Origin of the sequence: Aeromonas sp. 604282 (assembly GCF_049170575.1) — a bacterium.
In the GTDB taxonomy this organism is placed as follows: domain Bacteria; phylum Pseudomonadota; class Gammaproteobacteria; order Enterobacterales; family Aeromonadaceae; genus Aeromonas; species Aeromonas veronii_A.
The window spans coordinates 247,214-270,394 of sequence record NZ_JAAKMV010000002.1 but is presented as its reverse complement, the minus strand read 5'-3'; the positions used below and the strand labels follow the sequence as shown (position 1 = coordinate 270,394).

General features: G+C 59.4%; 19 protein-coding genes. 12 read left to right on the top strand and 7 right to left on the bottom strand.

Annotated elements, in window-relative coordinates; genetic code table 11:
* The first annotated feature begins 484 nt into the window (after window positions 1–484).
* Together G5367_RS04260 and astE are read left to right on the top strand one after the other, a co-directional pair.
* A complete protein-coding gene (locus tag G5367_RS04260) occupies window positions 485–694 on the top strand; it encodes a DUF1127 domain-containing protein (protein ID WP_167573177.1) in 210 nt (69 codons plus the stop codon).
* A gap of 295 nt (window positions 695–989) precedes the next feature.
* Window positions 990–2,015 (top strand): succinylglutamate desuccinylase, encoded by a 1,026-nt coding sequence (gene astE, locus G5367_RS04255; RefSeq protein ID WP_421243912.1) that lies wholly within the window; start codon window positions 990–992, stop codon window positions 2,013–2,015.
* 160 nt (window positions 2,016–2,175) lie between these two features.
* Here the strand turns inward: astE and G5367_RS04250 are convergent, their stop codons facing one another.
* The gene (locus G5367_RS04250) at window positions 2,176–3,729 is read right to left on the bottom strand and encodes a lytic transglycosylase (RefSeq protein ID WP_216978394.1); all 1,554 of its coding nucleotides are present in this window, start codon (window positions 3,727–3,729) and stop codon (window positions 2,176–2,178) included.
* 70 nt (window positions 3,730–3,799) lie between these two features.
* Window positions 3,800–4,564 carry a hydroxyacylglutathione hydrolase gene (gene gloB, locus G5367_RS04245; protein WP_421211855.1) on the bottom strand — a complete coding sequence of 255 codons (765 nt, stop codon included), beginning with the start codon at window positions 4,562–4,564 and terminating at the stop codon, window positions 3,800–3,802.
* Between the two features lie 72 nt (window positions 4,565–4,636).
* Here gloB and G5367_RS04240 point away from each other — a divergent pair, with 72 nt between their 5' ends.
* On the top strand, window positions 4,637–5,359 hold the full coding sequence (locus G5367_RS04240; RefSeq protein ID WP_337072813.1) for a methyltransferase domain-containing protein: 723 nt from the start codon (window positions 4,637–4,639) through the stop codon (window positions 5,357–5,359).
* Here G5367_RS04240 and rnhA read toward each other — a convergent pair.
* Entirely contained in the window at window positions 5,347–5,811 is a 465-nt protein-coding gene (gene rnhA, locus G5367_RS04235; protein ID WP_288728516.1) for a ribonuclease HI, read from the bottom strand. The two genes, G5367_RS04240 and rnhA, sit on opposite strands and share 13 nt — an antisense overlap.
* A 75-nt stretch (window positions 5,812–5,886) precedes the next feature.
* On the opposite strand from rnhA, the gene dnaQ reads away from it, so the two are divergent.
* Together dnaQ and G5367_RS04225 are read left to right on the top strand one after the other, a co-directional pair.
* The gene (gene dnaQ / locus G5367_RS04230) at window positions 5,887–6,621 is read left to right on the top strand and encodes a DNA polymerase III subunit epsilon (RefSeq protein WP_005347274.1); all 735 of its coding nucleotides are present in this window, start codon (window positions 5,887–5,889) and stop codon (window positions 6,619–6,621) included.
* Entirely contained in the window at window positions 6,618–7,880 is a 1,263-nt protein-coding gene (locus G5367_RS04225; RefSeq protein WP_337072861.1) for a TIGR03503 family protein, read from the top strand. Before dnaQ ends, G5367_RS04225 begins: the two co-directional genes overlap by 4 nt.
* A 101-nt stretch (window positions 7,881–7,981) precedes the next feature.
* On the opposite strand, the gene G5367_RS04220 is transcribed toward G5367_RS04225, so the two are convergent.
* A complete protein-coding gene (locus tag G5367_RS04220) occupies window positions 7,982–9,499 on the bottom strand; it encodes an HD domain-containing phosphohydrolase (protein ID WP_421243930.1) in 1,518 nt (505 codons plus the stop codon).
* Between the two features lie 312 nt (window positions 9,500–9,811).
* Between G5367_RS04220 and G5367_RS04215 the strand changes: the two genes are divergently transcribed.
* The 7 genes from G5367_RS04215 (at window position 9,812) to G5367_RS04185 (ending at window position 17,925) form a co-directional block, all read left to right on the top strand.
* Window positions 9,812–10,615 carry a siderophore-interacting protein gene (locus G5367_RS04215; RefSeq protein WP_069526731.1) on the top strand — a complete coding sequence of 268 codons (804 nt, stop codon included), beginning with the start codon at window positions 9,812–9,814 and terminating at the stop codon, window positions 10,613–10,615.
* Window positions 10,616–10,893: 278 nt separating this feature from the next.
* Complete coding sequence (locus tag G5367_RS04210; RefSeq protein ID WP_421293910.1) at window positions 10,894–12,861, top strand: TonB-dependent receptor domain-containing protein; 1,968 nt, start codon at window positions 10,894–10,896, stop codon at window positions 12,859–12,861.
* A 125-nt stretch (window positions 12,862–12,986) separates the two neighbouring features.
* Window positions 12,987–14,003 (top strand): FecCD family ABC transporter permease, encoded by a 1,017-nt coding sequence (locus G5367_RS04205; protein WP_019446608.1) that lies wholly within the window; start codon window positions 12,987–12,989, stop codon window positions 14,001–14,003.
* 7 nt (window positions 14,004–14,010) lie between these two features.
* The gene (locus G5367_RS04200) at window positions 14,011–15,048 is read left to right on the top strand and encodes a FecCD family ABC transporter permease (RefSeq protein ID WP_421243911.1); all 1,038 of its coding nucleotides are present in this window, start codon (window positions 14,011–14,013) and stop codon (window positions 15,046–15,048) included.
* Window positions 15,048–15,851: an ABC transporter ATP-binding protein gene (locus G5367_RS04195; protein ID WP_421243910.1), complete on the top strand. Its 804-nt coding sequence runs from the start codon at window positions 15,048–15,050 to the stop codon at window positions 15,849–15,851. The genes G5367_RS04200 and G5367_RS04195 overlap by 1 nt, the downstream gene beginning before the upstream one ends.
* Window positions 15,852–15,934: 83 nt before the next feature.
* Window positions 15,935–16,852, top strand: a complete 918-nt coding sequence (locus tag G5367_RS04190; RefSeq protein ID WP_421243928.1) for an ABC transporter substrate-binding protein — start codon at window positions 15,935–15,937, stop codon at window positions 16,850–16,852.
* A 284-nt stretch (window positions 16,853–17,136) separates the two neighbouring features.
* A complete protein-coding gene (locus G5367_RS04185; RefSeq protein WP_421243909.1) occupies window positions 17,137–17,925 on the top strand; it encodes a hypothetical protein in 789 nt (262 codons plus the stop codon).
* 91 nt (window positions 17,926–18,016) lie between these two features.
* On the opposite strand, the gene G5367_RS04180 is transcribed toward G5367_RS04185, so the two are convergent.
* From G5367_RS04180 to G5367_RS04170, 3 genes are read right to left on the bottom strand one after another with little or no spacing between them, the layout of a single operon-like run.
* The gene (locus G5367_RS04180; protein ID WP_421243908.1) at window positions 18,017–18,370 is read right to left on the bottom strand and encodes a copper-binding protein; all 354 of its coding nucleotides are present in this window, start codon (window positions 18,368–18,370) and stop codon (window positions 18,017–18,019) included.
* A 44-nt stretch (window positions 18,371–18,414) separates the two neighbouring features.
* Window positions 18,415–21,543: an efflux RND transporter permease subunit gene (locus tag G5367_RS04175; RefSeq protein ID WP_421243907.1), complete on the bottom strand. Its 3,129-nt coding sequence runs from the start codon at window positions 21,541–21,543 to the stop codon at window positions 18,415–18,417.
* Complete coding sequence (locus tag G5367_RS04170; RefSeq protein ID WP_180993678.1) at window positions 21,540–23,072, bottom strand: efflux RND transporter periplasmic adaptor subunit; 1,533 nt, start codon at window positions 23,070–23,072, stop codon at window positions 21,540–21,542. Before G5367_RS04170 ends, G5367_RS04175 begins: the two co-directional genes overlap by 4 nt.
* Between the last annotated feature and the right edge of the window lie 109 nt (window positions 23,073–23,181).

Genomic DNA, 23,181 nt, shown 5'->3' with positions numbered 1-23,181 from the left:
GACATCTGCTGCGGGTAGCAAAACTACTGTATAAATAAACATACCAGTATGCGGCTGGAGTGCCAAGAGGCACTTTGGGGAGGGTGTAATGTGCGCCTCTGAATGGGGATACGGTGATGGTTTTATTTATGTTTCAGTATGTTAAACAAAGATCGCCACAAGATCATTAAATTAACAATTTCGTGTAACTCCGCTGTTGCCAGCTGTTCACACCTTGCTCGTCCCTGCATATGTAAAGCAGCAAAATGCATATATAGATGGGTGCCATGCAGCACAATATGCTGTGCGACTCTGCTGGCCAACCGTTAAAATAATTAGTTGTTTAAAATCAAAGCGTTAAAATTAAATCCTGCCGTTTTTAGACATTAGATTTACTAATGTAACGTATCAAAATTCGTCAATTGAGTCGGTCTGACTCCCTGACTAAGCTTTGCGCATCAAATTGAAGCCCAGTGCGTAAACAAATATTCAGAGGAGCCGCATCATGGCCAACATGACTTATACCGAAACCGGTTACCAGCATTCCAGCCAATTGAATCTGGTTGCTCGCGTTAAAATGACCGTTCTGACCTGGCTGGAGCGCAGCCGCAGCCGTCGCCAGCTCTCCGAGCTGCCCGAGTACCTGCTCAAAGACATCGGCCTGAACGAAGCTGACCGTTATCAAGAGACCAACAAGCCGTTCTGGCGTGGTTGATCAGCCGGGCATGGATGCCTCGTTTTTCTGCTGATCCGTTTTCTGCTTTGCCCCTGTGGCGCCCAGCCATCAGGCGGGTAATAGTCTGTTTTATCTCCCCTCGTTTTCCCCCTGTTGTGCGTTGATCCTCTTTCCTCTTCTCTTTATTTCACATTGCTATAGCACCTCGCTGTCGTCGCTCGATTGTTATCACAATTGTGTTGTTAATGTTTGAATTTGTTTAAAAAGCGATTTTAAGCCGCGATGCCTTGCGTATAATCCGGCCATAGTGTTCCAGCGCAAGAGGGTGAGACGGATGATTCCCCAGCACGATTTTTTGGCCATGACCCGCAGCCACGAGTGGCTGCTCGATCCCTTTGATTTTGCGCTGCCGGATGGCACGCAAGTCAGCGTCTGGGATACCGGTGTCATCTGTCTGGAGCCTGCCAGTGGCGCGGGCGGCCAGCCGGGGGGGCGCAAGGATATCGTCCTCTCCTGCGGTATTCACGGCAACGAGACCGCCCCCATCGAGATCTGCAACCAGCTGCTGAGCCGTCTGCTCTCTGGCGAGCTGAGCGCCCGCCATCGGGTGCTGTTCCTGTTTGGCAATCCGGCGGCGATGAATCTGGGGCTGCGGGAGGTGGAGGAGAACATGAACCGGCTCTTCTCTGGCGCCCACAGCAAGGGGGAGGGGCTCTGCAATCGGGAGCGGATCCGCGCCATGCGCCTCGAGCAGTATGTGAGCCGCTTCTTTGCCGATCCGGCTCGTCCCCGTTACCACTACGATCTGCACACCGCCATTCGCGGTTCGCGCCACGAGAAGTTCGCCGTCTACCCCTTTCCCCACGAGCGGCCCCACTGCCGCGAGCAGGTGCAGTTCCTCGGCGCCTGTGGGGTGCGTACCATTCTGCTTTCCGCCAGCCCGACCACTACTTTCAGCTACTACAGCTCACGCCAGCATGGGGCCCACGCCTTTACGGTGGAGCTGGGCAAGGTCCGGCCATTTGGTGAGAACGACATGACCCGCTTTATCGAAACCCGCCAAGCGCTGCAGGAGCTGGTCACTCAGGATGAGGTGGTGCTGGAGCCGTGGCGGGCGGATGATTTCACCCTGTTTGCTATCGATCGGGTGATCACCAAAAAATCAGCGGACTTTCGCTTCCTGTTCGCCAGCGATGTGGACAACTTCACCGAATTCCCCCAAGGGTTCGCACTGGCCGAGGATGGTGAGCTGCGCTACATGGTGGAAAAGCCGCGTGAGGCGGTGGTTTTCCCCAATGCCAATGTGGCGATCGGCCAGCGCACTGTGTTGCTGGTTGTGCCGACAAGGCTCTGGGAATAGCGGTGATAGTTTTGCCTGCAGAGTGATGATGCATCCGCAGGCGGCGCCAAGTCATTGTTTTAGTCGGTGGCTCAGACACAGCAGCGGTTAGCCGCAGTAATAAAAAACGGGGCCAGTCATCTGACTGGCCCCGTTTTTTATCGGGTTCAAGCGGTGAGGCTTAGCTGTTGTTCTTCACAAACAGGGTCAGCTCCTGGCCGGGCTTAAGGTAATCCCCTTTATCCAGCTGGTTCCAGCGCATCACATCGTTGATGGCCACCTGGAAGCGAGCCGCGATGGAGGAGATGGAGTCGCCACGGCGAACCTGATACACCATCGATTTGTCGCTCTTCTTCCCTTGCTTGGGATAGACCACCAGCTTCATGCCTGGCTTGAGCGCCGACTTGGCATTCAGACCATTCCACTTGGCGAGCTCTTCGTGGGAGACGCCGTGTGCCTGGCTGATACTCCACAGGTTGTCACCCGAGCGCACCTTGTAACTGACCTTGGCCTTCTGGCTGCTGCCACGGCTTGCCAGCTGCTGCGGTTTGCTGGCGGAACTGGCCTTGCTGCTGACCTGACCGTGGGTCGGGATCACCAGTTGCTGACCGCGACGCAGGTTGTTGCTGCGCAGATTGTTAGCCAGCTTCAGCTCACTCACGCTGACGCCATGATTCTGGGCGATGCGTGACAGAGTATCGCCACTGGTGACCTGATAGGAGCGGGTACGAATACGCTCGCTCTTGGGCAGATCGGCCAGTGCCAGCTCCAGGGTATCGGCATATTCTACCGGTACCAGCAGGCGGTAAGGGCCACGGGGCGACATCACGCCACGGCTCAGGGCCGGATTGACCTCCTTGAGCTGTGACGTGCGCAGACCTGCCAGTTGGGCGGCCACGTTCAGATCGATCTGGCTGCCGGTCTCCACCACTCGCAGCTTCGGCTCGTTGGCGAGCACCGGCAACTGGATATTGTACTTGTCCGCATTGCTGATCATGTCAGCCATGGCGAGGATCTTGGGCACATACATCCGGGTTTCGCGCGGCAGATCGAGTGACCAGTAGTCGGTCGGTTTGCCTGCGCGCTGGTTACGCTGGATGGCGTTGCGCACCCGTCCTTCACCGGCATTGTAGGCGGCCAGCGTTTGCAGCCAGTCGCCGTCAAAGAAGCGGTTCAGGTATTCCAGATAGTCGAGCGCCGCATTGGTGGAGGCCAGCACATCACGCCGTCCGTCATACCAGTTGTCGTGGCGCAGACCGAAGTTTCTGCCTGTCGCTGGCACAAACTGCCACAGACCGACGGCATTGCTGCGGGATCGGGCATGGGGATCAAACATGCTCTCGATCATCGGGACAGTAATAAGCTCCATTGGCAGCTCACGCCGTTCAATCTCCTCTACCATCAGATAGAGGTAGGGTTCAGCCCGGCTGGCAATGGTCGCCAGATGCTTATCATTGCGCAACAGCCACTCACGTTGCTGGCGGATGCGCGGGTTGTCCGGAGTTTCCAGTTGCATATCATCGCTGATACGCACCCACAGATTGTCTGTCTCTTCCATTTCATCCAGCTGTTCATCGCCAAACAGGAAATGGGAAGAGTGTTTTTTATGCGCTTTTTTCTTGACCTGGGGGGACTTGATCGGCTCGATTGCCGTTAGCGCCCGGTCATCCTGATGGCTCAGGTTTTGGCAGCCGCTGAGCAACAGCGCTGCCAATAAGGCCGTTCGTACCTTCATCTCGTTCCGGTCATTTTTAAGAAAAACAGCCGGCATCATAAGGGGCAATCCCCTCCTGATCAAGGTTTGTTCAAAAAACATCCTTCCATTGACGCAAGATCGTAAAGGTATCTACCGGATTTTCCACGCATTTTAGCCCCTTCTTTTCAGCAGAAAATTTTACCGAATCGAGCTCGCAGCGCAGAAAAACATTAAACTTGCGCTCATCCTCCAGCCGGGTGGGCAGGCTTGGCAGCCCTTGTTGCCGCAGTTTGCTGATCAGTCCGATCTGATCACGGATCGCCGGATTGTCCGGTTCAACTGCATAGGCAAAGCGCAGGTTGGAGAGTGTGTACTCATGGGCGCAGTAGATCAGGGTCTCGTCGGGCAGGGCGGCAAGGCGCTGTAACGAGTGGTACATCTGTTCCGGTGTCCCTTCGAACAGACGGCCACAACCGGCCGAGAAGAGGGTGTCACCACAAAAAAGCATGCCGTTGCCATGGTAAGCGATATGGCCACGGGTGTGGCCGGGCACATGGATCACCTCGAGGGCGAGGCCGTGCCAGTTAATCTGATCGCCATCTTCCAGCCACTGACCGTGATGATCCGGCATGGGGTCAAGTTTGGGGCCATATAGCCGGGCATGGGGAAAGTGGCTGAGCAGGCCGGTGACGCCCCCGACATGGTCGTGATGGTGATGGGTGAGCAGGATGGCGTCGAGCACCAGACCCAATGCCTCGAGCCGCTCCAGCACGGGGGCGGCATCACCCGGATCGACCACCAGACAGTGATTTTCGTGGCGGATCAACCAGATGTAGTTGTCATTAAAGGCTGGAACTGTGATCACTGGATACATGAGTCTGCTTCTCTTTAGGGAGGGTATCTTATATAACAGGATGGCGTTCGAAACCGCGAGTTGAACCCTATTATGCAGGTGGCACGTACCGAACAACAAATCGAGATCCCGACCAGCTGGTCAGCGCTGCCTATGGGTGACTGGGTGGCGGCCGAAATTCAGGAGCGGCTCGACAGCTGGTGCCCCAACTTGTTCGGATATCACTTGCTCAAGGTAGGAGCTCTGAGCGCGGAGCTCTCCTGCAAATGTTCATCCATTCGTCATCAGGTGGGCGTCTCGCCCGAGGGGCGACTGCTGGACATTTATGGCGATCCCCTCGAGCTGCCGGTGCGAACCGGTAGCGTCGATGCCTGTCTGCTGGCTCACTGCCTCGATTTTTCAGCCGATCCCCATCAGGTATTGCGTGAAGCCGAAAGGGTACTGACCGATGATGGCTGGCTGATTATCAGTGGTTACAATCCGGTGAGTTTGGTGGGGATTGGCCACTGTATCCCTTTTTTACGGCGCAAGTTGCCCTGGTCGGCGCGGATGTTTACCCCCGGGCGAGTCATCGACTGGCTCCATTTACTAGGGTGTGAAGTGATGTTCGACGAGCGTTTCGGTTACTCGTTTATGGGTAAACAGAGCTGGCACAGCTGGTGGCGGGAGAGTATCGGGCGGGACTATTGCAGAGCGTTTGCATCGGTATACGTTATTGCTGCCCGCAAACGGCGCTTTCCACTGATCCCGGTGCGGCGTCGCTGGCAACTGCCCAAATCTCTCGCCACACCGGGCATGGCCCGTCAGGGCTGGTAGCCGGTATCTTCGGCCAGATCCTTGCCGCATGCGGCATCTCTGGCCAGCTCGTCGCACCGTTCGTTCTCCGGGTGGCCGGAATGCCCTTTGACCCATAGCCACTCGATCTGATGACGACCCACTTCCGCATCCAGCGCTTTCCAGAGGTCGACATTTTTGACCGGTTGACGATTGGCGGTCATCCACCCCTTCTTTTTCCAGCCGATGATCCACTGGGTGATCCCCTGGCGCACATATTGGCTATCAGTGGTGAGGCGCACCTTGCACGGTTCGTTGAGGGTTCGAAGCCCCATGATGGCGGCCATCAGCTCCATCCGGTTATTGGTGGTCAGTTTGAAGCCGGCTGAAATTTCCTTGCGGTGTTTGCCATAAACCATGACTGCGCCATAGCCACCCGGGCCCGGGTTGCCAAGGCAGGAGCCATCCGTGAATAAATCAATCTGTTTTAACATGAGCAATCAATCTGTTTTAGCCAGAGGCTTGGGGTAAACTAGCGAGTAAAGCCGAAGTTTGACATAGATTGGATCATGAACACACCCCAACTGAATCGCCAGATCATTCTGGATACCGAAACCACAGGTATGAATACCGGTGGTGGCCCCGTTTACCTTGGCCATCGCATCATCGAAATCGGCTGTGTGGAGGTGATCAACCGCAAGCTGACCGGTAACCACTATCACGTTTATATAAAACCTGATCGTCCGGTCGACCCGGAAGCGGTACAGGTGCATGGTATCACCGACGAGTTTCTGCGGGACAAGCCGTCGTTTAGCCAGATTGCCGACGAGTTCCTCGAGTTTATCCGGGGCGCCGAACTGATCGCCCATAACGCACCGTTTGACGTGAGCTTTATGGACTACGAGTTCAGCAAGCTCGGACTCAACTTCAAGACGGCGGATATCTGTACTATCACAGATACCCTGGCGATGGCCCGGGATCTCTTCCCCGGAAAGCGCAACAACTTGGATGTGCTGTGTGATCGCTACGGTATCGACAACTCTCACCGTACTCTGCACGGGGCCTTGCTTGATGCGGAGATCCTGGCTGACGTCTATCTGTTGATGACCGGTGGCCAGACCAAACTCAATCTGGCTACAGAAAGCAGTGAAAACGAGAGCAATCAGGACACCAGCATTCGCCGGCTGGAGAGCAACCGGCCTGCGCTCAAGGTGATCCGTGCCAGTGCCGAGGTTCAGGCCCAGCACGAGGCTCGACTCGACCTGGTACAGAAGAAGGGAGGGAGCTGTCTGTGGCGGCAATGAGCAAGTGGTGGGCTTCCCTGTTGTTGTTGATGTCGCTTGGGGCTATGGCGACCGAGGTGTTCGCACCTTCTGACATTCCCATGCTCGATAACCGCTTTCGCATCGATTACGGTGTGAAGGAGATCACCTTCATTATCAAACGCAAAGCGGGCACTCCTTCGGTGATCCTGGTGCGTCCCGATGGCAGCAAGCTTTACGTGGGAAAGGCCAAACCCGCCGATGTGGGTTGGCTGGCCCTGCCGGAACATGATCTTATTACCCTGCGCAATCCGATGCCGGGCCCCTGGCAGGCGATTGGGGAGGTAGATCCCGACAATCGGGTTCGTATCCTCTCCGATATCCGGCTCGATATCGCCGCCTTGCCGATGCAGCTCTATCAGGGAGAGGTGGTCAAGCTCAAGTCATGGTTGCTGATCAATGGCCAGCCACCGCAAGATAAATACTACCTCTCTGACCTGGGGATGACGGTCAAGCTGCAATCATTCAGTGATGCTGCTCAGCAACAGGTGGTGCTGGATCAGGAGCTTGGCCGTTACCACGATGATGGAAAAGGGCTCGATGAGGTGCCGGGTGACGGTATCATGACTGCAGAGGCGACGCTGCAAGATATTCCCGCTGGCAAATACCGCGCCATGTTCAGCACCGGTAATCAGGTGTTTGTCCGTGCCCGCTATCAGGATGTGCTGCTTTATCCCTATCCGTTCAGCTATAACCTGGCGCCGCCTTCGGAAGAGCTGGGTGCCAAGCTCTCACTGCTAATCGACCGTGATGAGCTGGATCCCGCCTCCGTGGTGATCAAGGGGAGTGTGACCAGCAATGTGGGCGGCCTCTACGAGTTCAGCGAGACCGCCAGCGCCCCCAAGCTTGATATTGATCTCTCTGTCATCAAAGAGGTGGGGCAACATGAGGTGAAAGCGACCCTCTATGGCACCACTCGCCTGGGGCGCGAGCTGAAAATCGAATTACCGGTAAAGACCTTCAATATCTTCCCGCCTCCACCGCCTCCCGCAGAGGTGGCGTCGGCAGCTGCTCCGATTTCCAGCGCCGAGTCAGTCGAGGCTTTGCCTGAAGAGGGAATGGGATGGCTGCTTTGGCTACTGGTTGGGGGCGGGGTTCTACTGGTGTTGCTGGGGGGCGCCGGTTTTGTGGTGATGCAAAAACGGCGTGCCTTTAAACGTGCGCTGGCAGCCGCTCAGGCTGAAAATCAACAAAATGGCCAACCGACAGCCAAGCTGGATCTCAACTTGCCAGAGCAGTAGCCCGGACTCGGGAAAAACAATACACCAAATAAAAGAAACCGCCCTTGATATGCAGGGCGGTTTTTTTAGCTCGAACCCTTGGGATAAGGGGCCTGACGCCCTCAGTGATCGCCGATATAGACATCCTTGTTCTGCTCACGGATTTCGAGGAACCTGTCCAGATTGGCCATCATCAACTCGACCAGTTGGGGATCAAAATGTTGTCCCTTCTCCTCCTCAATCAGCCCAAGCACCTTGTCCAGCGGCCACGCTTTCTTGTAGCAGCGATCCGAACCCAAGGCATCGAACACATCGGCCAGTGCCACGATCCGTCCTTCCAGTGGGATATCAGCCCCCTTCAAACCGCGGGGATAACCGCTGCCATTCCACTTCTCATGGTGATTGCCTGCTATGGTGGCGCCAATCTGGAACAACGCCAGATCGCTGCCGGAGAGCATATCCTGACCGAGTTGGGCATGAGTTTTCATGATCTCCCACTCTTCCGGGGTCAGCTTGCCCGGTTTGTGCAAAATGGCATCGGGAATCCCCACCTTGCCAATGTCGTGCAGTGGTGAGGCCCGTTTAACCAGCTCGCTCTGCTCTTCGCTCATCCCCAGCAGATGGCAGAAAAGCTCGGTGTAGAGCGCGACCCGTTTGACGTGTAACCCTGACTCCTTGGAGCGGGTTTCGACCAGTTCGCCGATGCGATAGATGATCTCCCGCTGGTTGTCGGCGATCACCTCGTTGAGCCGGATATTTTCCAGTGCCACTATGATGTTTTCGGTAAACAGGGTCAGCAGGCTGGTATCGATCTGACTGAGCTGGCGAGTGGTCTCGATATGAAACAACAGGTGGTGGCGCGGGTTTTGGCAGTAGAGCACCATCTGGTTGGTGTTGTAGATATTGCAGCCCCGGGTCATGGCCTGACGCAGTATCTCGGGTGCCTCTGTCAACCGCACCGGGGGATGACCTGGCAGCAGGGGCTCCAGCAGTTGATCCTTCACTTCGTAGGCATATTGTTTTACATCGTAAATCTGGGTCTCTCCCAGATGGAGCAGGGCGCTCAGCTGCTCTTGGGCGCCTTCGACAAACTGACGCAGCGCCCGTTTCTCAAAGATCCCCTTGGAGGCTTCGATGACTTTTTCCAGCCCTTGCCGGTTGCTTTCCAGGGTGCGGATATCCCGATAGGAGCGCAGGCTGGCCCGCAGCAGGGTGCGCAGCTTCTGGGAGGTGAGCTCGGTTTTATCCTTGTAGTCGTTAATGTCGTAGTTGGTCACCACGTCATCTTCCGGCGCTTGGCCGGGTTGGCCGGTACGCAGCACGATGCGTACCATCTTGTTTTGCAGCTCTTCACGGACATATTTGACAACATCAAGACCGGCGTGATCGACCTCCATCACCACGTCCAGCAGCAGCAGTGCAACATCCGGGGTGGTGGCCAGCAATTTTTTTGCCTCTGCAGCCGAATAGGCATGCAGAAACTCGATGGGACGATTGTCAAACTCGAATTTGTTTAAAGTGATCTTGGTGATGCGATGCACTTCCGGTTCATCGTCAACAATCATCACCCTCCAGCCTGCTTGCTGCGCGTCGGGGAGGGAGAGCTCGTCATCATCAATAATCAGGATCTGGTCATCCATCATACAATCCTGTTTGGCATCCTGTGCTTACATTAACTGCTTCACTAAGGATAGGAAACTTATTGAGAAATAAAATTTGATCTCGAAAAACTATGGTCGAAATAGGCAAATGGAACCCTGCGTGACAGTGTTGTTGTCCGGCTGCTTTCTTCGTCCAATCATGGGACTAGCGTGCATAAGCCCGTTTCTCTGTTCGGGGGCTGATGGTAGTGATTAGTGATGTTTGAGCCGGATAGACGAGAAATAATCGCATTTGATAGTGATTCCCATTTGTGTGTAGCATAGGCAACACACTCAACGAGGAGCCTCATTGTGTCCCCATCTCTGCCTCCCAATCGTCCCCGTCTGCTGACTGTCAAAGCCATTACCCAGATCACCCCCCATTTGCGTCGTATCACCTTTGGTGGCAGCGAACTGGCTGACTATCCCTTCACCTGCGGTGGGGCCCATATCAAGGTGATGCTGGCCCAGCCCCATCAGGTAGAGCCGGTGCTGCCTGCAATGACCCCGAGCGGCCCGCGCTGGAGTGACCCGGCTGACAAGCCGGTGATCCGCACCTACACCATCCGCGCGTTTCGCCGTGATGAGCAGGAAATTGATATCGACTTCGTGCTGCACGGTGACGGCGGGCCCGCCAGCGCCTTTGCTACCCATGCCAAGCCGGGAGAGAAGGTGATCCTCTCCGGGCCGGGTGGTCCCAACCCTATGCTGCAACCGGCCGATCACTACTGTCTGGTAGGGGATCTCACCGCCTTGCCCGCCATCATGGCGATGTGCGAGGTGATGCCTGCCGATGCCAGAGGGGAAATTGCGATTCTGGTGCCGGATCAGGCCGATGCTCAGCCGTTGACGCTGCCGGTCGGGGTGCGCTGTCACTGGTTTGTCGGCGAGCCCGAGTCCAGCGGCCTGCTGGAGCATGTGATTGCTCTGCCGCTGGTGCGCGATGGTGGCTTCTTCTGGCTGGGTGGGGAAGAGGCGCTGGTGCTGCCGCTGCGCCGCCATTTTCGGTCTGTGCTCGAGGTGGATCGCCAGTCGCTCTACGCCGTGCCGTACTGGCGCCGGGGCAAGAGTGAAGAGGCCTATCACCAGACTCGCCACGATGTGATGGATAATTAAGCGGATGCGAAAGAATACCTGATTCACTCTTGCAAATAAAAATGATTTGCATTTAGTATTGCGCCGTCCCGATGTCAGTCGGTACGGCGCTTTTGTTATTGATGGCTGCGAGTGGCATAGCACAACGCAGGGCCTGCCGTAATGCACTGATGTTCGGGGTGATGGGGCATGGACGACTGTTCATGCCAATGAACTCCATCACTTTGCACCGGGTCTGGCGAGGTCAGACAGGGATGTCGGTGGTGTTGGCCTTGGTTGTTTTATGTGGAGTGTTGATGATGCGTACATCATCCCGACGATTTGCAGTGCATCCACTGGTGTTGTCCCTTTTTGCCCTGCCAGTTCTGGCCCAAGGGACTGCGCCTGTCGCCGCTCATGAAACTATGGTGGTGACGGCGAGTAAAACCCGGCACAGCGAGCTGACCGCCCCGGCCAGCGTCTCTGTGGTGACTCGGGTCGAGCTCGACAAGCTCAATGTCAATGATCTGACCGGCGCTCTGAAACAGTTGCCGGGGGTCAATATCAGCCCTGCGACCAGCTACGGCCGCAGCGAGATCAAGTTGCGCGGGCTGGAGGGGGATTACACCCTGTTGCTGGTCAATGGCCGGCGTATCAGCTCCCGCGATGCTCTTACCTCCGGTTATGGCAATGATTTCGATCTCTCCGCCATCCCGATGGCGGCCATTGAGCGTATCGAAGTGATCCGTGGCCCCATCTCCTCCCTCTACGGCGCAGATGCGCTGGGTGGGGTGGTCAACGTCATCTTGCGCCAACCCGGGGAGAAGACCGAAGCGGCGGCCACCTATACCTTCAGTGACCCCACCGACGGTCACGGAGGGGATATCAACAAGGCGAGTGCCTATGTGGGCGGGGCGCTGATCGACAACAAGCTGCTGGCCAACCTGGTGGTGGAAGGGAACCACAGGGATGCCTGGCAGAGCGAGCAGAGCATCAACCCCAAGGCCGATGCCATCGAGCAGCGTGAAAAGCTGGGGATCCTCTCCAACGTCAAATGGTTGATCGATGATCGTCAGGATCTGGATGTAGGGATGAACTACGCCAAAGACGATCGGGAGGCCCACTGGAACAACTACGGCCAGACGCCGCGCAATATCCAGCAGATGGAGCGACTGGGGCTCAATGCCATCCACGTCGGCCGTTGGGATCAGTTCGACAGCCGGGTCGGCTATGCCTTCGAGCAGGTGGATCTCTTTGATGACTCCGAACTGATGACGGCGCTGAGCAAGACCAGCGGCGATGTGAGCCAGACCAACCACACCTTCGATGGCCAGCTGAGCGGTAATCTGGGCAGCCACCTGCTGACCAGTGGTGCCGAGTACCGCATCACCGAACTCAAGCACAACGTCAACCTCAAGGGGGGCGATGTCAGCGTCAACCAGAGCGCGCTCTATCTGCAGGATGAGTTTGGCTTTGGCGATCTGGCGTTGACCCTGAGTGGCCGGGTAGATCACCACGAGACCTATGGCACCGAGTTCAGCCCCCGCGGTTACGCCCTCTACAGCCTGACGGACAACTGGGTGGTCAAGGGCGGCATTGGCAAGGCGTTCAAGGCGCCGACCATTGCCCAGTCCAACCCGGATTATGCCGTAGCTGCCTGTCGCGGTCGCTGCGCCGTGGTGGGCAACCCGGATCTGAAGCCGGAAACCGCCGTCAGCTACGAGCTGGGCACCGCCTACGATGGTTCGTTCTGGGGCGCCGGGGTTACCGCCTTCCACAACGATATCAAGGACAAGATCCAGAGCGAGGCATGGACCTCCACCTGGCGTCCGGCGGTGATGACCTATCAGAACGTCAGCAAGGCCCGCATCAAGGGGGTGGAGCTGAGCGGCTGGTTTGATATCACCGATACCCTGACCCTTTCCAGCAACGTCACCCTGATCGACGGGGAAGACAAGACCAGCGGCAAGGATCTCTATCGGACGCCGGAGCATACCGCCAACGCCAAGCTGGAGTGGCAGGTCATCGAGAGCCTGAGTACCCAGCTGGGCTGGAACTACACTGGCAGCCAGATCCTCCCGGTTCCGCGCATGAGCGGCACCACCTATGAGACGACTGCAGGATTCCACACCCTGGATGTCGGGGCAGTCTGGAACGCCACCTGGGCACTGGATCTGAAGTTCGGACTCAACAACCTGACCAATACCAAGCGTGACTGGGTTGCCACCGAGGCCGATCAGATCCTCGACGGGCGCACTGTCTATGCCGGTGTGGCCTACAAGCTGTAATGGCTGAACGGGAGCCCGCATTGGCGGGCTTCCGCTGTTGTCAGGGGATCACCTCGGGTGACGGCTTTTATTTCAACCACATGTATTTCAACAACATGCGCATTGCCACCATAAGGAGTTAAAGGGTGTTTAGAGACCAGACCTCGCTGTTCTGGCTGGGATTGTTCCTCCTGTTTGTACTGCTTTCTCTTTCGCTCGCCACCGGTGCGGGTGTCTATGGTGCTCGCGAGGTGCTCGGCTACCTGATGGGGGATGCCCGCTGGGCTGGCGACGAGAAGCTCGCCATGGTGCTCAATACCTTGCGACTGCCGCGCACCCTCTGTGCCATGGTGGTCGGCGCCTCTTTATCTCTGGCTGCCTCCTTGTTGCAGAGTGCGACCCGCAACCCGCTGGCAGAGCCAGGTCTGCTGGGAGTCAACGCCGGGGCCGTCTTTGCGCTGGTGGTGGGGCTCACCTGGTTTGGTGTGGAGTCTGCCTATGGCTATTTGCTCTGGGCCGGACTCGGCGCACTGCTCGGCAACGTGATTGTGTTGGGGCTCGGCATGATGATTGGCCGCTCCAACCCCCTCAAGCTCATTCTGGTCGGGGTGGCGCTCTCCGCCACCTTCGGCGGTCTCTCCAGCTTTCTGCTGCTCTCCAACAAGATGGTGCTGGAGCAGTACCGCTTCTGGAACCTCGGCTCCCTGTCGGCGGCCAATCTCGATGCCATCATCGCCGTGCTGCCCTTCGTGCTGGCGGCGTTTGTCATCACCCTGCTGCTCTGTCGCCAGCTGACCCTGATGCAGATGGGGGACAGTCAGGCCCAGGCGCTGGGGATCCGCCCCAACCGGGTGCGAATTGGCGTACTGCTGGCCGCCACCCTGTTTACCGCCAGTGCCATCGCCATTGCCGGTCCCATCGGCTTTGTCGGCTTTCTGGCCGCCTACTGTGGCCGACTGGTGGAGCCGGTGAAGCTGTCGGTGCAGGTCTGTTTCTCCGCCCTGTTCGGCATGCTGTTTCTGCTGTTGGCCGACATTCTGGCGCGCTGGCTGATCCAGCCGTTCGAGTTGCCCAACGGCGTCATTCTGGCCCTGATCGGCGCACCAGTGCTGATCGCCATCGTCCATCGCGGGGGCTTTCGTACCCTGCTGACCGTCAAGTGAGGGGCTGATGCGCACACCTACCGATATGCTCTGCCTGCGGGCCGGTAACCGCTCTTTGCTGATCCATCTGCCGAGCTGGCGCTGGCTGGCGCTGCTGGCCATGGCGCTGCTGGCGTTGGCTCTGCTGGCCCTGAGCGTTGGCGGCGGCAAGCTCGGTTTTGCCGGGGTGGTCAACACCCTGATGGGGGAGGGGACGCGGCTTGAGCAGCTCACCCTGTTCAAGATCCGGCTGCCGCGCATCCTTGGGGTGGTGGTGGCGGGGGCGGCCATGGGGCTCTCCGGCTGTCTGGTGCAGACGCTGGTGCGCAATCGGCTGGCTACCCCCGATATGGTGGGGGTCAACAACGGGGCCTCTCTGGCCATCATCGTCTTCTCCCTCTACCTGGCGATAGGCAGCTGGCCCTGGTGGGCGGCCCCTATCGGCGCCATCTTCGCGGCGCTGGTGCTTTATGCCCTATGCCGCAAACCGGGTGAGCAGGGCTATCTGTTCGTGGTGATAGGTATCGGCCTCTCCGAGCTGTTCGAGGCGCTCGGCCAGTTTGTGATGTCCACCCAGGCCCTGCTGCACTTGAGCTCCCTCTATCTGTGGAACATGGGCAGCTTTATCGCCGTGGGTTACAGCACCATCACCCCCATCGCCATCCTGTTGCTGCTGCTCTGCCCGTGGATCGTCTATCTCTCCCGCTCGCTGGCGGTGCTACGCTTTGGCCCCGAGATGGCCAGAGGGCTTGGCGTCAACGGCGATCGGGTGCAACTGGGCATTCTGGCGCAGGCCATTCTGGTGGCGGCGCTCGGCACCGCCATCGGCGGCCCCGTGGTCTTTATCGCCATGGCTGCCCCCATTCTTGCCTCTTGGCTGGTGAAAGACCGGGTGGTGCCGCTCTGGCTGGCGGCGCTTAGCGGCGCCCTGCTGCTGCTTGCCAGCGATACCCTGGTCCGGGTGCTGGCCAGCCCCCACGAGGTGGCGACCGGCATCATGACCCGTATTCTCGGCGGCCTGTTGCTGCTGTTTCTTCTTGTTAACGATCGCCAGAGGGCTGACTGATGACGCTCACCGTAAATCGCCTCCATTTCGCCTATCAGCAGACCCCCATTTTGCGGGACATCTCTTTCAGCGTGCCGAGGGGCAAGCTGGTAGGGATCGTCGGCCCCAACGGTTGCGGCAAATCGACCCTGCTCAAGCTGTTATCCGGCCAGATGAAAGCCCAACGCGGCGAGATCCTGCTTAAGGGCAAGCCGCTCGCCAGCTACCCCATGAAGGGGCTGGCGCGGGAGCTCGCCTATCTGCCCCAGCGGCCCACACTGCCTGCCGGCATTCTGGTGGAGCAGCTGGTGCAGTATGGCCGTCACCCCCATCAGGGCTGGTTCAATCAGTGGGGTGAGGAGGATGCCCGCATGGTGCGTATTGCCTGCGAGCGGATGCAGCTTGAAAGCATCTGGCAGCAGAGCGCCGTGTCCCTCTCCGGCGGGCAGGCACAGCGGGCGTGGCTGGCGATGATCCTGGCGCAGGACAGCGACATGGTGCTGCTCGACGAGCCCACCAGTGCCCTCGATATCGGTCACCAGACCGAGGTGATGGAGGCGATCCATCGCATCACCGCCGAGGGCAAAACCGTGCTGCTGGTGATCCACGATCTGGCGATGGCGGCCCGCTACTGTGACGAGCTGATCGCCATCGGCGAGGGGACCGTTGCCGCCATGGGCCCGGCCCGGGAGGTGGTGACCAAGTCCTTGATCGACCGGCTCTACCAGACCAGTGTCGACATTCTGCATGCCCCCGGCGACGGGGCGCCCATTATCGTGCCCCGTCGCCACGAACATGGCCGTGCCCTGCGTTCGGCGAGTTGAGTCATATGGGCCTGCTCTGTGGGCCCACCGAGTGTATTCACGCGGCCGATTATCCGGGCCGTGCAACGAGAAGGAGTGAAATGATGAAGCGTTTTGCCGCCCTGGCAGCAGCCATCCTGATGCTGGCCGCGCCGCAGGTTCAGGCGCAGGAGATGCGTGAAGTGACCGATGCGTTTGGCCAGAAGGTGCAGGTGCCAGCTCAGCCAATGCGGGTGGTGGTGCTGAGCGAGCTCGAACTCGACAGCACCCTGACCCTGGGGCTGACCCCCATCGGCGCCGTCAATGGCCGTGGTCAACCCACCTTGCCCCGCTATTTGCTGAACAAGGCGGGCATGGGTATCCAGGTGATCGGCGATCTCGACAGCCCCAATCTGGAGTCGCTGATTGCGCTGGAGCCCGACCTTATCCTGACCGGCCAGACCCGTCCCGAGCTGCTGACCTTGCTGGGGGAGATCGCGCCGACCGTGGTGACCAGCAAGTGGGGTGAGCCTTGGCAGGATAGCTTCCGCCGCACCGCTCACACCCTCAACCGCGACCAGCAAGGGGATACTTTCTTGCTGCAGTATGCCGAGCGGTTGACTCAGGCCCGCAGCAAGCTGGCCAAGCATCAGGGGGAGAGCATCAGCATAGTGCGCTGGAACCCCAAGGGGCCGAGCTTTATGTATCAGGGCACCTTTGCCAGCAGCGTAGTGGAGTCGATGGGGCTGGTACGCCCAAGCAAGCAGCAGGGTACTGGCGCACCCCACTCACCGGCGCTGAGTCTGGAGTCCCTCAACCTGCTGGATGCTGACTGGCTGGTGGTCGGTACCCTGAGCGCCACCGGTGATGCGGTGGATGCCATGCGTCAGGCGGAGCAGACCCCGGCGTTCCAGCAGCTGCCGGTGATCAAAGCCAAGCGCTTTGGCGCTGTGGACGGGTCACTCTGGACCTCCAGCGGCGGCCCGCAGGCGGCCCTCAAGGTGATCGAGGATGTGGAGCGGTTGCTGGCAACCCGCAGCTGAACGAGCGCGTTATCTGAGGGATGAAATCTGTGCGAATGAACCACAGATAGAGTATCTATCTATCAGTGGTTCATTAATGTGGATGTTAATTTCTTTTATTGGCTCATTCGCAAAAGAGTGCTTTCGTTTATTGATTAATGTGTGAATTGCTGCACGTTCTGGGTACGAGCCTCGCGGTATGGCTTTTGTCGCCCCCATTTTTCCGTATGGTATGAGCGTTTATTGGGTCAAGGGTTAATTGCTGCTTGTTCCCGTTAAGTGCTTGCTACCAAAGAGGAATCTAAATGAACGAGAGTCGACGTAGAGTCACCCTGGGGCTGTTGAGTACCCCCCTGGTCGCCACCCTCACCGGCTGCAACAGCAGCAATGACAGCCAGGGGAGTGCGGCGGATTTTCGCACCACCCTGACCGACCGGCTGAGCGCCGAGCTGCACGACGAGCAGACGGCCCGCCAGCTGGCCCCCTTCATCGAGGAGGCCTGCTTCAACATGACCCCGTCCCGGGTCGCCATCGACCAGGCCCACTGCGTCATCGCCTTTGCCTTCGGCAACCGCCCCAACGCCTCGGGCAACCCGGATGAACTGGCCGAGCCCGGCCCCATGAACGAGGCGCTGGCCGCCTGCTGCGCGGCCCTCTATCGGCAAAAGCCGGTGCCCATGTACGTGCAGTGGGAGATCGCCCGCTTCCTCGACTCGGCCCGCTATCCCGATATCCCGGCCCGTGATGTCATATCCATCGAGCCTTACTGGGATGATGAGGGCAAGCTGGTCTACCTCAGCACGGACGGGGTGGTGGAGGCCATCGTCAGGGATTATGCCGGTGGAGAGGCAGCCGCCCTCGGCACGGCGGCCGTCATCGGTCATCGCGACCACGTCAAACGCTGTATCATCACCTGCCGTGCCCGCAAAGTGGCGAGCCATGCCCCGGAGGGTATCGAACTGCCCGTCTGGTATGACGAGCAATCTGATCAACCCTGGACCCGTCGCCGCGACCTCTATGTGTTGCAGGACATGTCTGTTCAGTTGCTAGGGATAGCTCAGGCGAATATCGCTCAGGCTTATCCGTACGACTGAGGACGCCGCTCGGCGGATGGTGCAGTAGCCGATGGTGCAGTAAAAGAAAACGGCGGGATGATCCCGCCGTCTTTTATTGAAATGACTCCGCTTACTCTTTCTGGATGGCGGTCACGGTGAGCTTGCCGGCCGGGTTCTCGGCGTGAAAGCGCACCGCATCCCCCACCTTCAGATCCTGGAGCAGGGCCGGATCTGCCACTCGAAAGACCATGGTCATGGGGGGCATCTTGAGGTTCTCGATCGCCTCGTGCTTGATGCCGACTTTGCCGCTCCCCTCATCGAGGCGGGTAATGACCCCCTTGGTCATCACCATTGCGGCCTGTTCGCTCATCTCACCCGTCTGACTCATATCGTGCCCTTCATGGTGCATCATCTCTTCGGCTTGCAGGTTGGTGTGGGTGGCAAGGCCGAGCAGCAGGGTCAGGGTCAGCGTTTTGTAGTTCATGATGGTTTCCTTATCGTTCAGTCAATATGGATCGTGAAATCGGGTTATTCGGATTGCGGGTTCGCGCCCTTGCCAAGGCTGTGACTGCGCCACAGGTAGTAGGCCGCAGGCAGCACCAGTAGGGTCAGCACCAGCGCGCTCACCATGCCGCCGATCATGGGGGCGGCGATGCGCTGCATCACCTCGGAGCCGGTGCCATGGCTCCACATGATGGGCAAGAGGCCGGCGATAATGGTCACCACCGTCATCATCTTGGGGCGCAGGCGCAGGGCGGCGCCGTGGATCACCGCCCGGTGCAGCCCCGCCTTGTCCGGCTTGCCGCTGGTCACGAGGTCATCCCAGGCATGGTTGAGGTAGACCAGCATCAAGACGCCGGTCTCCACCGCCACCCCCGCCAGAGCGATAAAGCCCACCCCGACTGCCACCGAGAGGTTGAAGTCGAGCAGCCAGAGGGTCCAGATCCCGCCCACCACCGCCAGCGGCAAGGTGGTGAGAATGAGCAGTACCTCCTGAACGCGGCGAAAAGCCAGATAGAGCAGCAGCACGATAATGGCGACGGTTAATGGCACCACGTAGGCGAGGCGCGCCTTGGCCCGCTCCATGTACTCGTATTGGCCAGACCAGGTGAGGGCGTAGCCCGCCGGCAGCACCAGCTGCTTGCCCACCTCGGCTTTGGCCTCATCGACGAACGAGCCAATGTCGCGGCCGCGAATATCGACGTAGACCCAGCCGTTGAGGCGCGCGTTTTCACTGCGCAGCATGGGGGCTTCGTCGCTGATGTAGACCCGTGCCACGTCTGCCAGCGCGATGCGCGCGCCGCTCGGGGTCACCAGCGGCAGCAGCTCGAGGCTGGCTACCGAGTCGCGATAGCTCTGGGGGTAGCGCAGGTTGATGGGGTAGCGCTCGCGCCCCTCGATGGTCTGGCCCACCTCCATGCCGCCCACTGCGGTGGCGAGCACCGCCTGCACGTCGGCGATATTGAGGCCGTAGCGGGCCGCCTTGAGTCGGTCGATGTCCACCTTGACATAGCGGCCACCGGCCACCCGCTCGGCATAGACCGATGAGGCGCCCTCCACCTTGCCGACGATTTGTTCCAGCTGCTGGCCGAGCTGCTGGATCACCTTGAGATCCGGCCCCGCAATCTTGATGCCGACCGGGGTCTTGATGCCGGTGGCCAGCATGTCGATGCGGGTCTTGATGGGGGGAACCCAGGCGTTGGTGAGGCCGGGGAAGCGGATGAGGGAGTCGAGCTCTTCTTTGAGCTTCTCCGGGGTCATGCCGGGGCGCCACTGATCGCGTGGCTTGAGCTGGATGCTGGTCTCCATCATCACCAGATCGGCGGGGTCAGTGGCCGATTCGGCGCGCCCCGCCTTGCCGAACACGTTCTGCACCTCGGGCACGGTACGAATCAGCTTGTCGGTCTGCTGCAAAATCTCCCGTGCCTTGCCCACCGAGATATTGGCTGCTGTGGTGGGCATGTACATGATGTCCCCCTCATCGAGCGGCGGTATGAACTCGGAGCCCAGGTACTTGAGCGGCCAGAAGCCCGCGATCGTGACCACCAAGGCGGCGGCGAGGGTGGTCTTGGGGCGGGCCAGTACGGCCTTGAGCAGTGGCACATAGCCCTGGCTTAGCCAGCGGTTGAGCGGATTGGCTTGCTCCGCCAGCACCTTGCCACGGATAAAGTAACCCATGATCACCGGCACCAGCGTGATGGCGAGCCCGGCGGCGGCGGCCATGGCATAGGTCTTGGTATAGGCGAGGGGGTGGAACATCCGCCCCTCCTGCGCCTCCAGCGCAAACACCGGCAGGAAGCTGATGGTGATGATGAGCAGGGAGAAGAAGATGGCGGGGCCCACTTCTATGCTCGCCTCGGTGATGATCCGCCAGCGGTTCTTGTCGGTGAGCGCCTCCCGCTCCATGTGCTTGTGGACGTTCTCGATCATCACGATGGCGCCGTCCACCATGGCGCCGATGGCGATGGCGATGCCGCCGAGCGACATAATGTTGGCGTTGATCCCCTGCAGGTGCATCACGATAAAGGCGGTCAAAATAGCAATAGGGAGGGAGATGACCACCACCAGCGATGAGCGCAGGTGGAACAGGAAGGCGAGGCAGACCAGTACCACCACGGCGAACTCCTCTACCAGCTTGCCGGAGAGGTTGTCGATGGCGCGCTGGATAAGGTCGGAGCGATCGTAGACGGTGACGATCTCCACCCCCTCTGGCAGGCTGCTTTTCAGCTGAGCCAGCCGCGCCTTGACCCCGTCGATGGTGTGCTGGGCATTCTCGCCATAGCGCATCACGATGATGCCGCCTACCACTTCCCCTTCACCGTTGAGCTCGGCCAGGCCGCGCCGGCTCTGGGGCCCGGTGACCACATCTGCTACATCGCCCAGCAGCAGCGGGGCGCCGCGCACAGTGGTACCGAGCGGGATCTGCTTCAGATCCTCCACGCTTTTCAGATAGCCGTTGGAGCGCACCATGTACTCCGCTTCCGCCATCTCGATGACGGAGGCGCCTGTCTCCTGATTACCCTGCTTGATGGCGGTCTCGATAAGGGAGAGCGGAATGCCGTAGGCGCGCAGCTTGTCCGGGTCGACCCGCACCTGATACTGGCGCACCATGCCGCCCACGGTGGCGACCTCGGAGACCCCCTCCACCGTCTGCAACTCGTACTTGAGGAACCAGTTCTGCAGGGAGGTGAGCTGGCTGAGGTCATGCTTGCCGGTTCTGTCCACCAGCGCGTACTGGTAGACCCAGCCCACCCCGGTGGCATCGGGGCCGAGCTGGGGGCGGGCGGAGGCGGGCAGGTTGGGCGCAACCTGGCTCAAATACTCCAGCACCCGGGCGCGAGCCCAGTAGAGGTCGGTGTTGTCGTCAAACAGCACATAGACGAAGGAGTCGCCGAAGAAGGAGTAGCCGCGTACCGTGGTGGCCCCCGGCACCGCCAGCATGGCGGTGGTGAGCGGGTAGGTCACCTGATCCTCCACCACCTGGGGCGCCTGGCCCGGATAGGCCGTCTTGATGATCACCTGCACGTCGGAAAGATCCGGCAGAGCGTCCACCGGGGTCTGTTTGACCGACCAGAGCCCCCAGGCGGTGAGCATGAGGGTTAATAGCAGCACCAAAAAGCGGTTGCCCACTGACCAGCGAATAATCGAGGGGATCATGACTTCTTCTCCATCTCGGGCATCGCCATCTGATGCTGGCTATGGTCCATGCCTTCCATTTGCTCCATCTCATCCGTTGCAGGTTTGGCGTCGCCGTCAGTAGCGGGTGCTTTCTCCTGATGGATGGTGGTGATGCGGTACTCATCCCCCTCCTGCATTACTTGCAGATGGAGGGTCTGTCCCTCGGCCAGCTTGCTCATATCGACCCCGTTGGCGACGGTGAATTCCATCTCCATGGCGGGCCACTGCCACTCGGGGATGGGCTGGTGGGAGACCATCAGGGTGCGGTTGGCCAGATCGATGCTTTCAACCTCACCCTGGGTCCACACCTGGGCAGGGCGCACTGCCGTCATACGCTGGAAGTCTGAATCGATGGCAGACTCGGAGTCGAGCAGGAACTGGGCCGAGCTGACGATGTTATCCCCAGCCTCTACCCCTTCCTTGATGGCGACCTTGTCGCCAAACTGGGGGCCCAGAGTGACGGCCACCGACTTGAAGCTGCCATCCCCCAGTGCCAGCACCAGCCGGTCCTGAGTGCCGGTGCGGATCACCGCTTCGCTCGGCACCACCAGTTGCGGCTCTCCCTTGCCCGCCTGAATCGTCACCTTGGCGAACATATTGGGTTTCAAAAACTCGTCCGGGTTGGCGAAGCGCAGCCGCACCTTGAAGGTACGGGTGGCAGCATCCAGAGTCGGGTAGAGGTAATCCACCTTACCTTGCCAACTGCGGCCGGGGGCATAGTCCAGGGTCATGGTGACCGGATCCCCCACCTTCAGCTGGGCGGCCTGGCGCTCGAACACCTCTGCACTCACCCACACCTGCTTGAGGGTACTGATGTTAAAGAGGGCCGCGGCGGGCTCCACATACTGGCCTTCGCGCACCTTCAGCTCGGAGACATAACCGCTGCTGGGGGCATAGATACGCACCGTCTCCTGCACCTGACGGGTGCGCTTGAGGGCCGCTATCTGATCTGCCGGCACCTGCAGAGATTTGAGCTTCCCCTCGGCGGCGCGCAGCAGCAGCGGATTGGCGGTGTTGAGCGCTAGCAGGTATTCGTGCTGGGCGTTGACCAGATCCGGGGCGTAGAGCTCGTAAATCAGGCTTCCCTTGCTCACCTGCTGCCCCTCGCTCTTGATGGCGAGGGTGCGGATCCAGCCAGCCATGCGGGCGTTGACCGCCTCCAGCCTGTCCTCGTCATAGCCGACGTAACCCACCGTCTCGATCTGCTGGTGGATGGGCAGCTTCTCCACCTGGGCGAGCCGCACCCCCAGGTTCTGCTGGATCTCGGGGCTGATGGTGACGGTGCCCGGCGAGCCGCCCTGTTTTTCCTCATAGACGGGGATAAAGTCCATCCCCATGTTGTCCTTGGCGGGGGCATCGCGCTTGTCGCGCGGATCCATGGGGTTGACCCAGTAGAGCGGCGTCTTCTCCTTGGCTAGGGTGCCAGCGGTGGTCTGTTTGGCGGCCCAGTAGCCGCCACCGGCTCCAAGGGCAAGTAGCAGGGCCGACATCAGGACGGTCTTGTTCATGACTGGCCTCCTACGCGGATCTGCATGCAGAAAGTGCAGGAGGGTAATGCGCCCGCAAAGGCAGCAACCTTGGACGGTGAAAAGTGGGCTGGTGACATAATACGTCTTC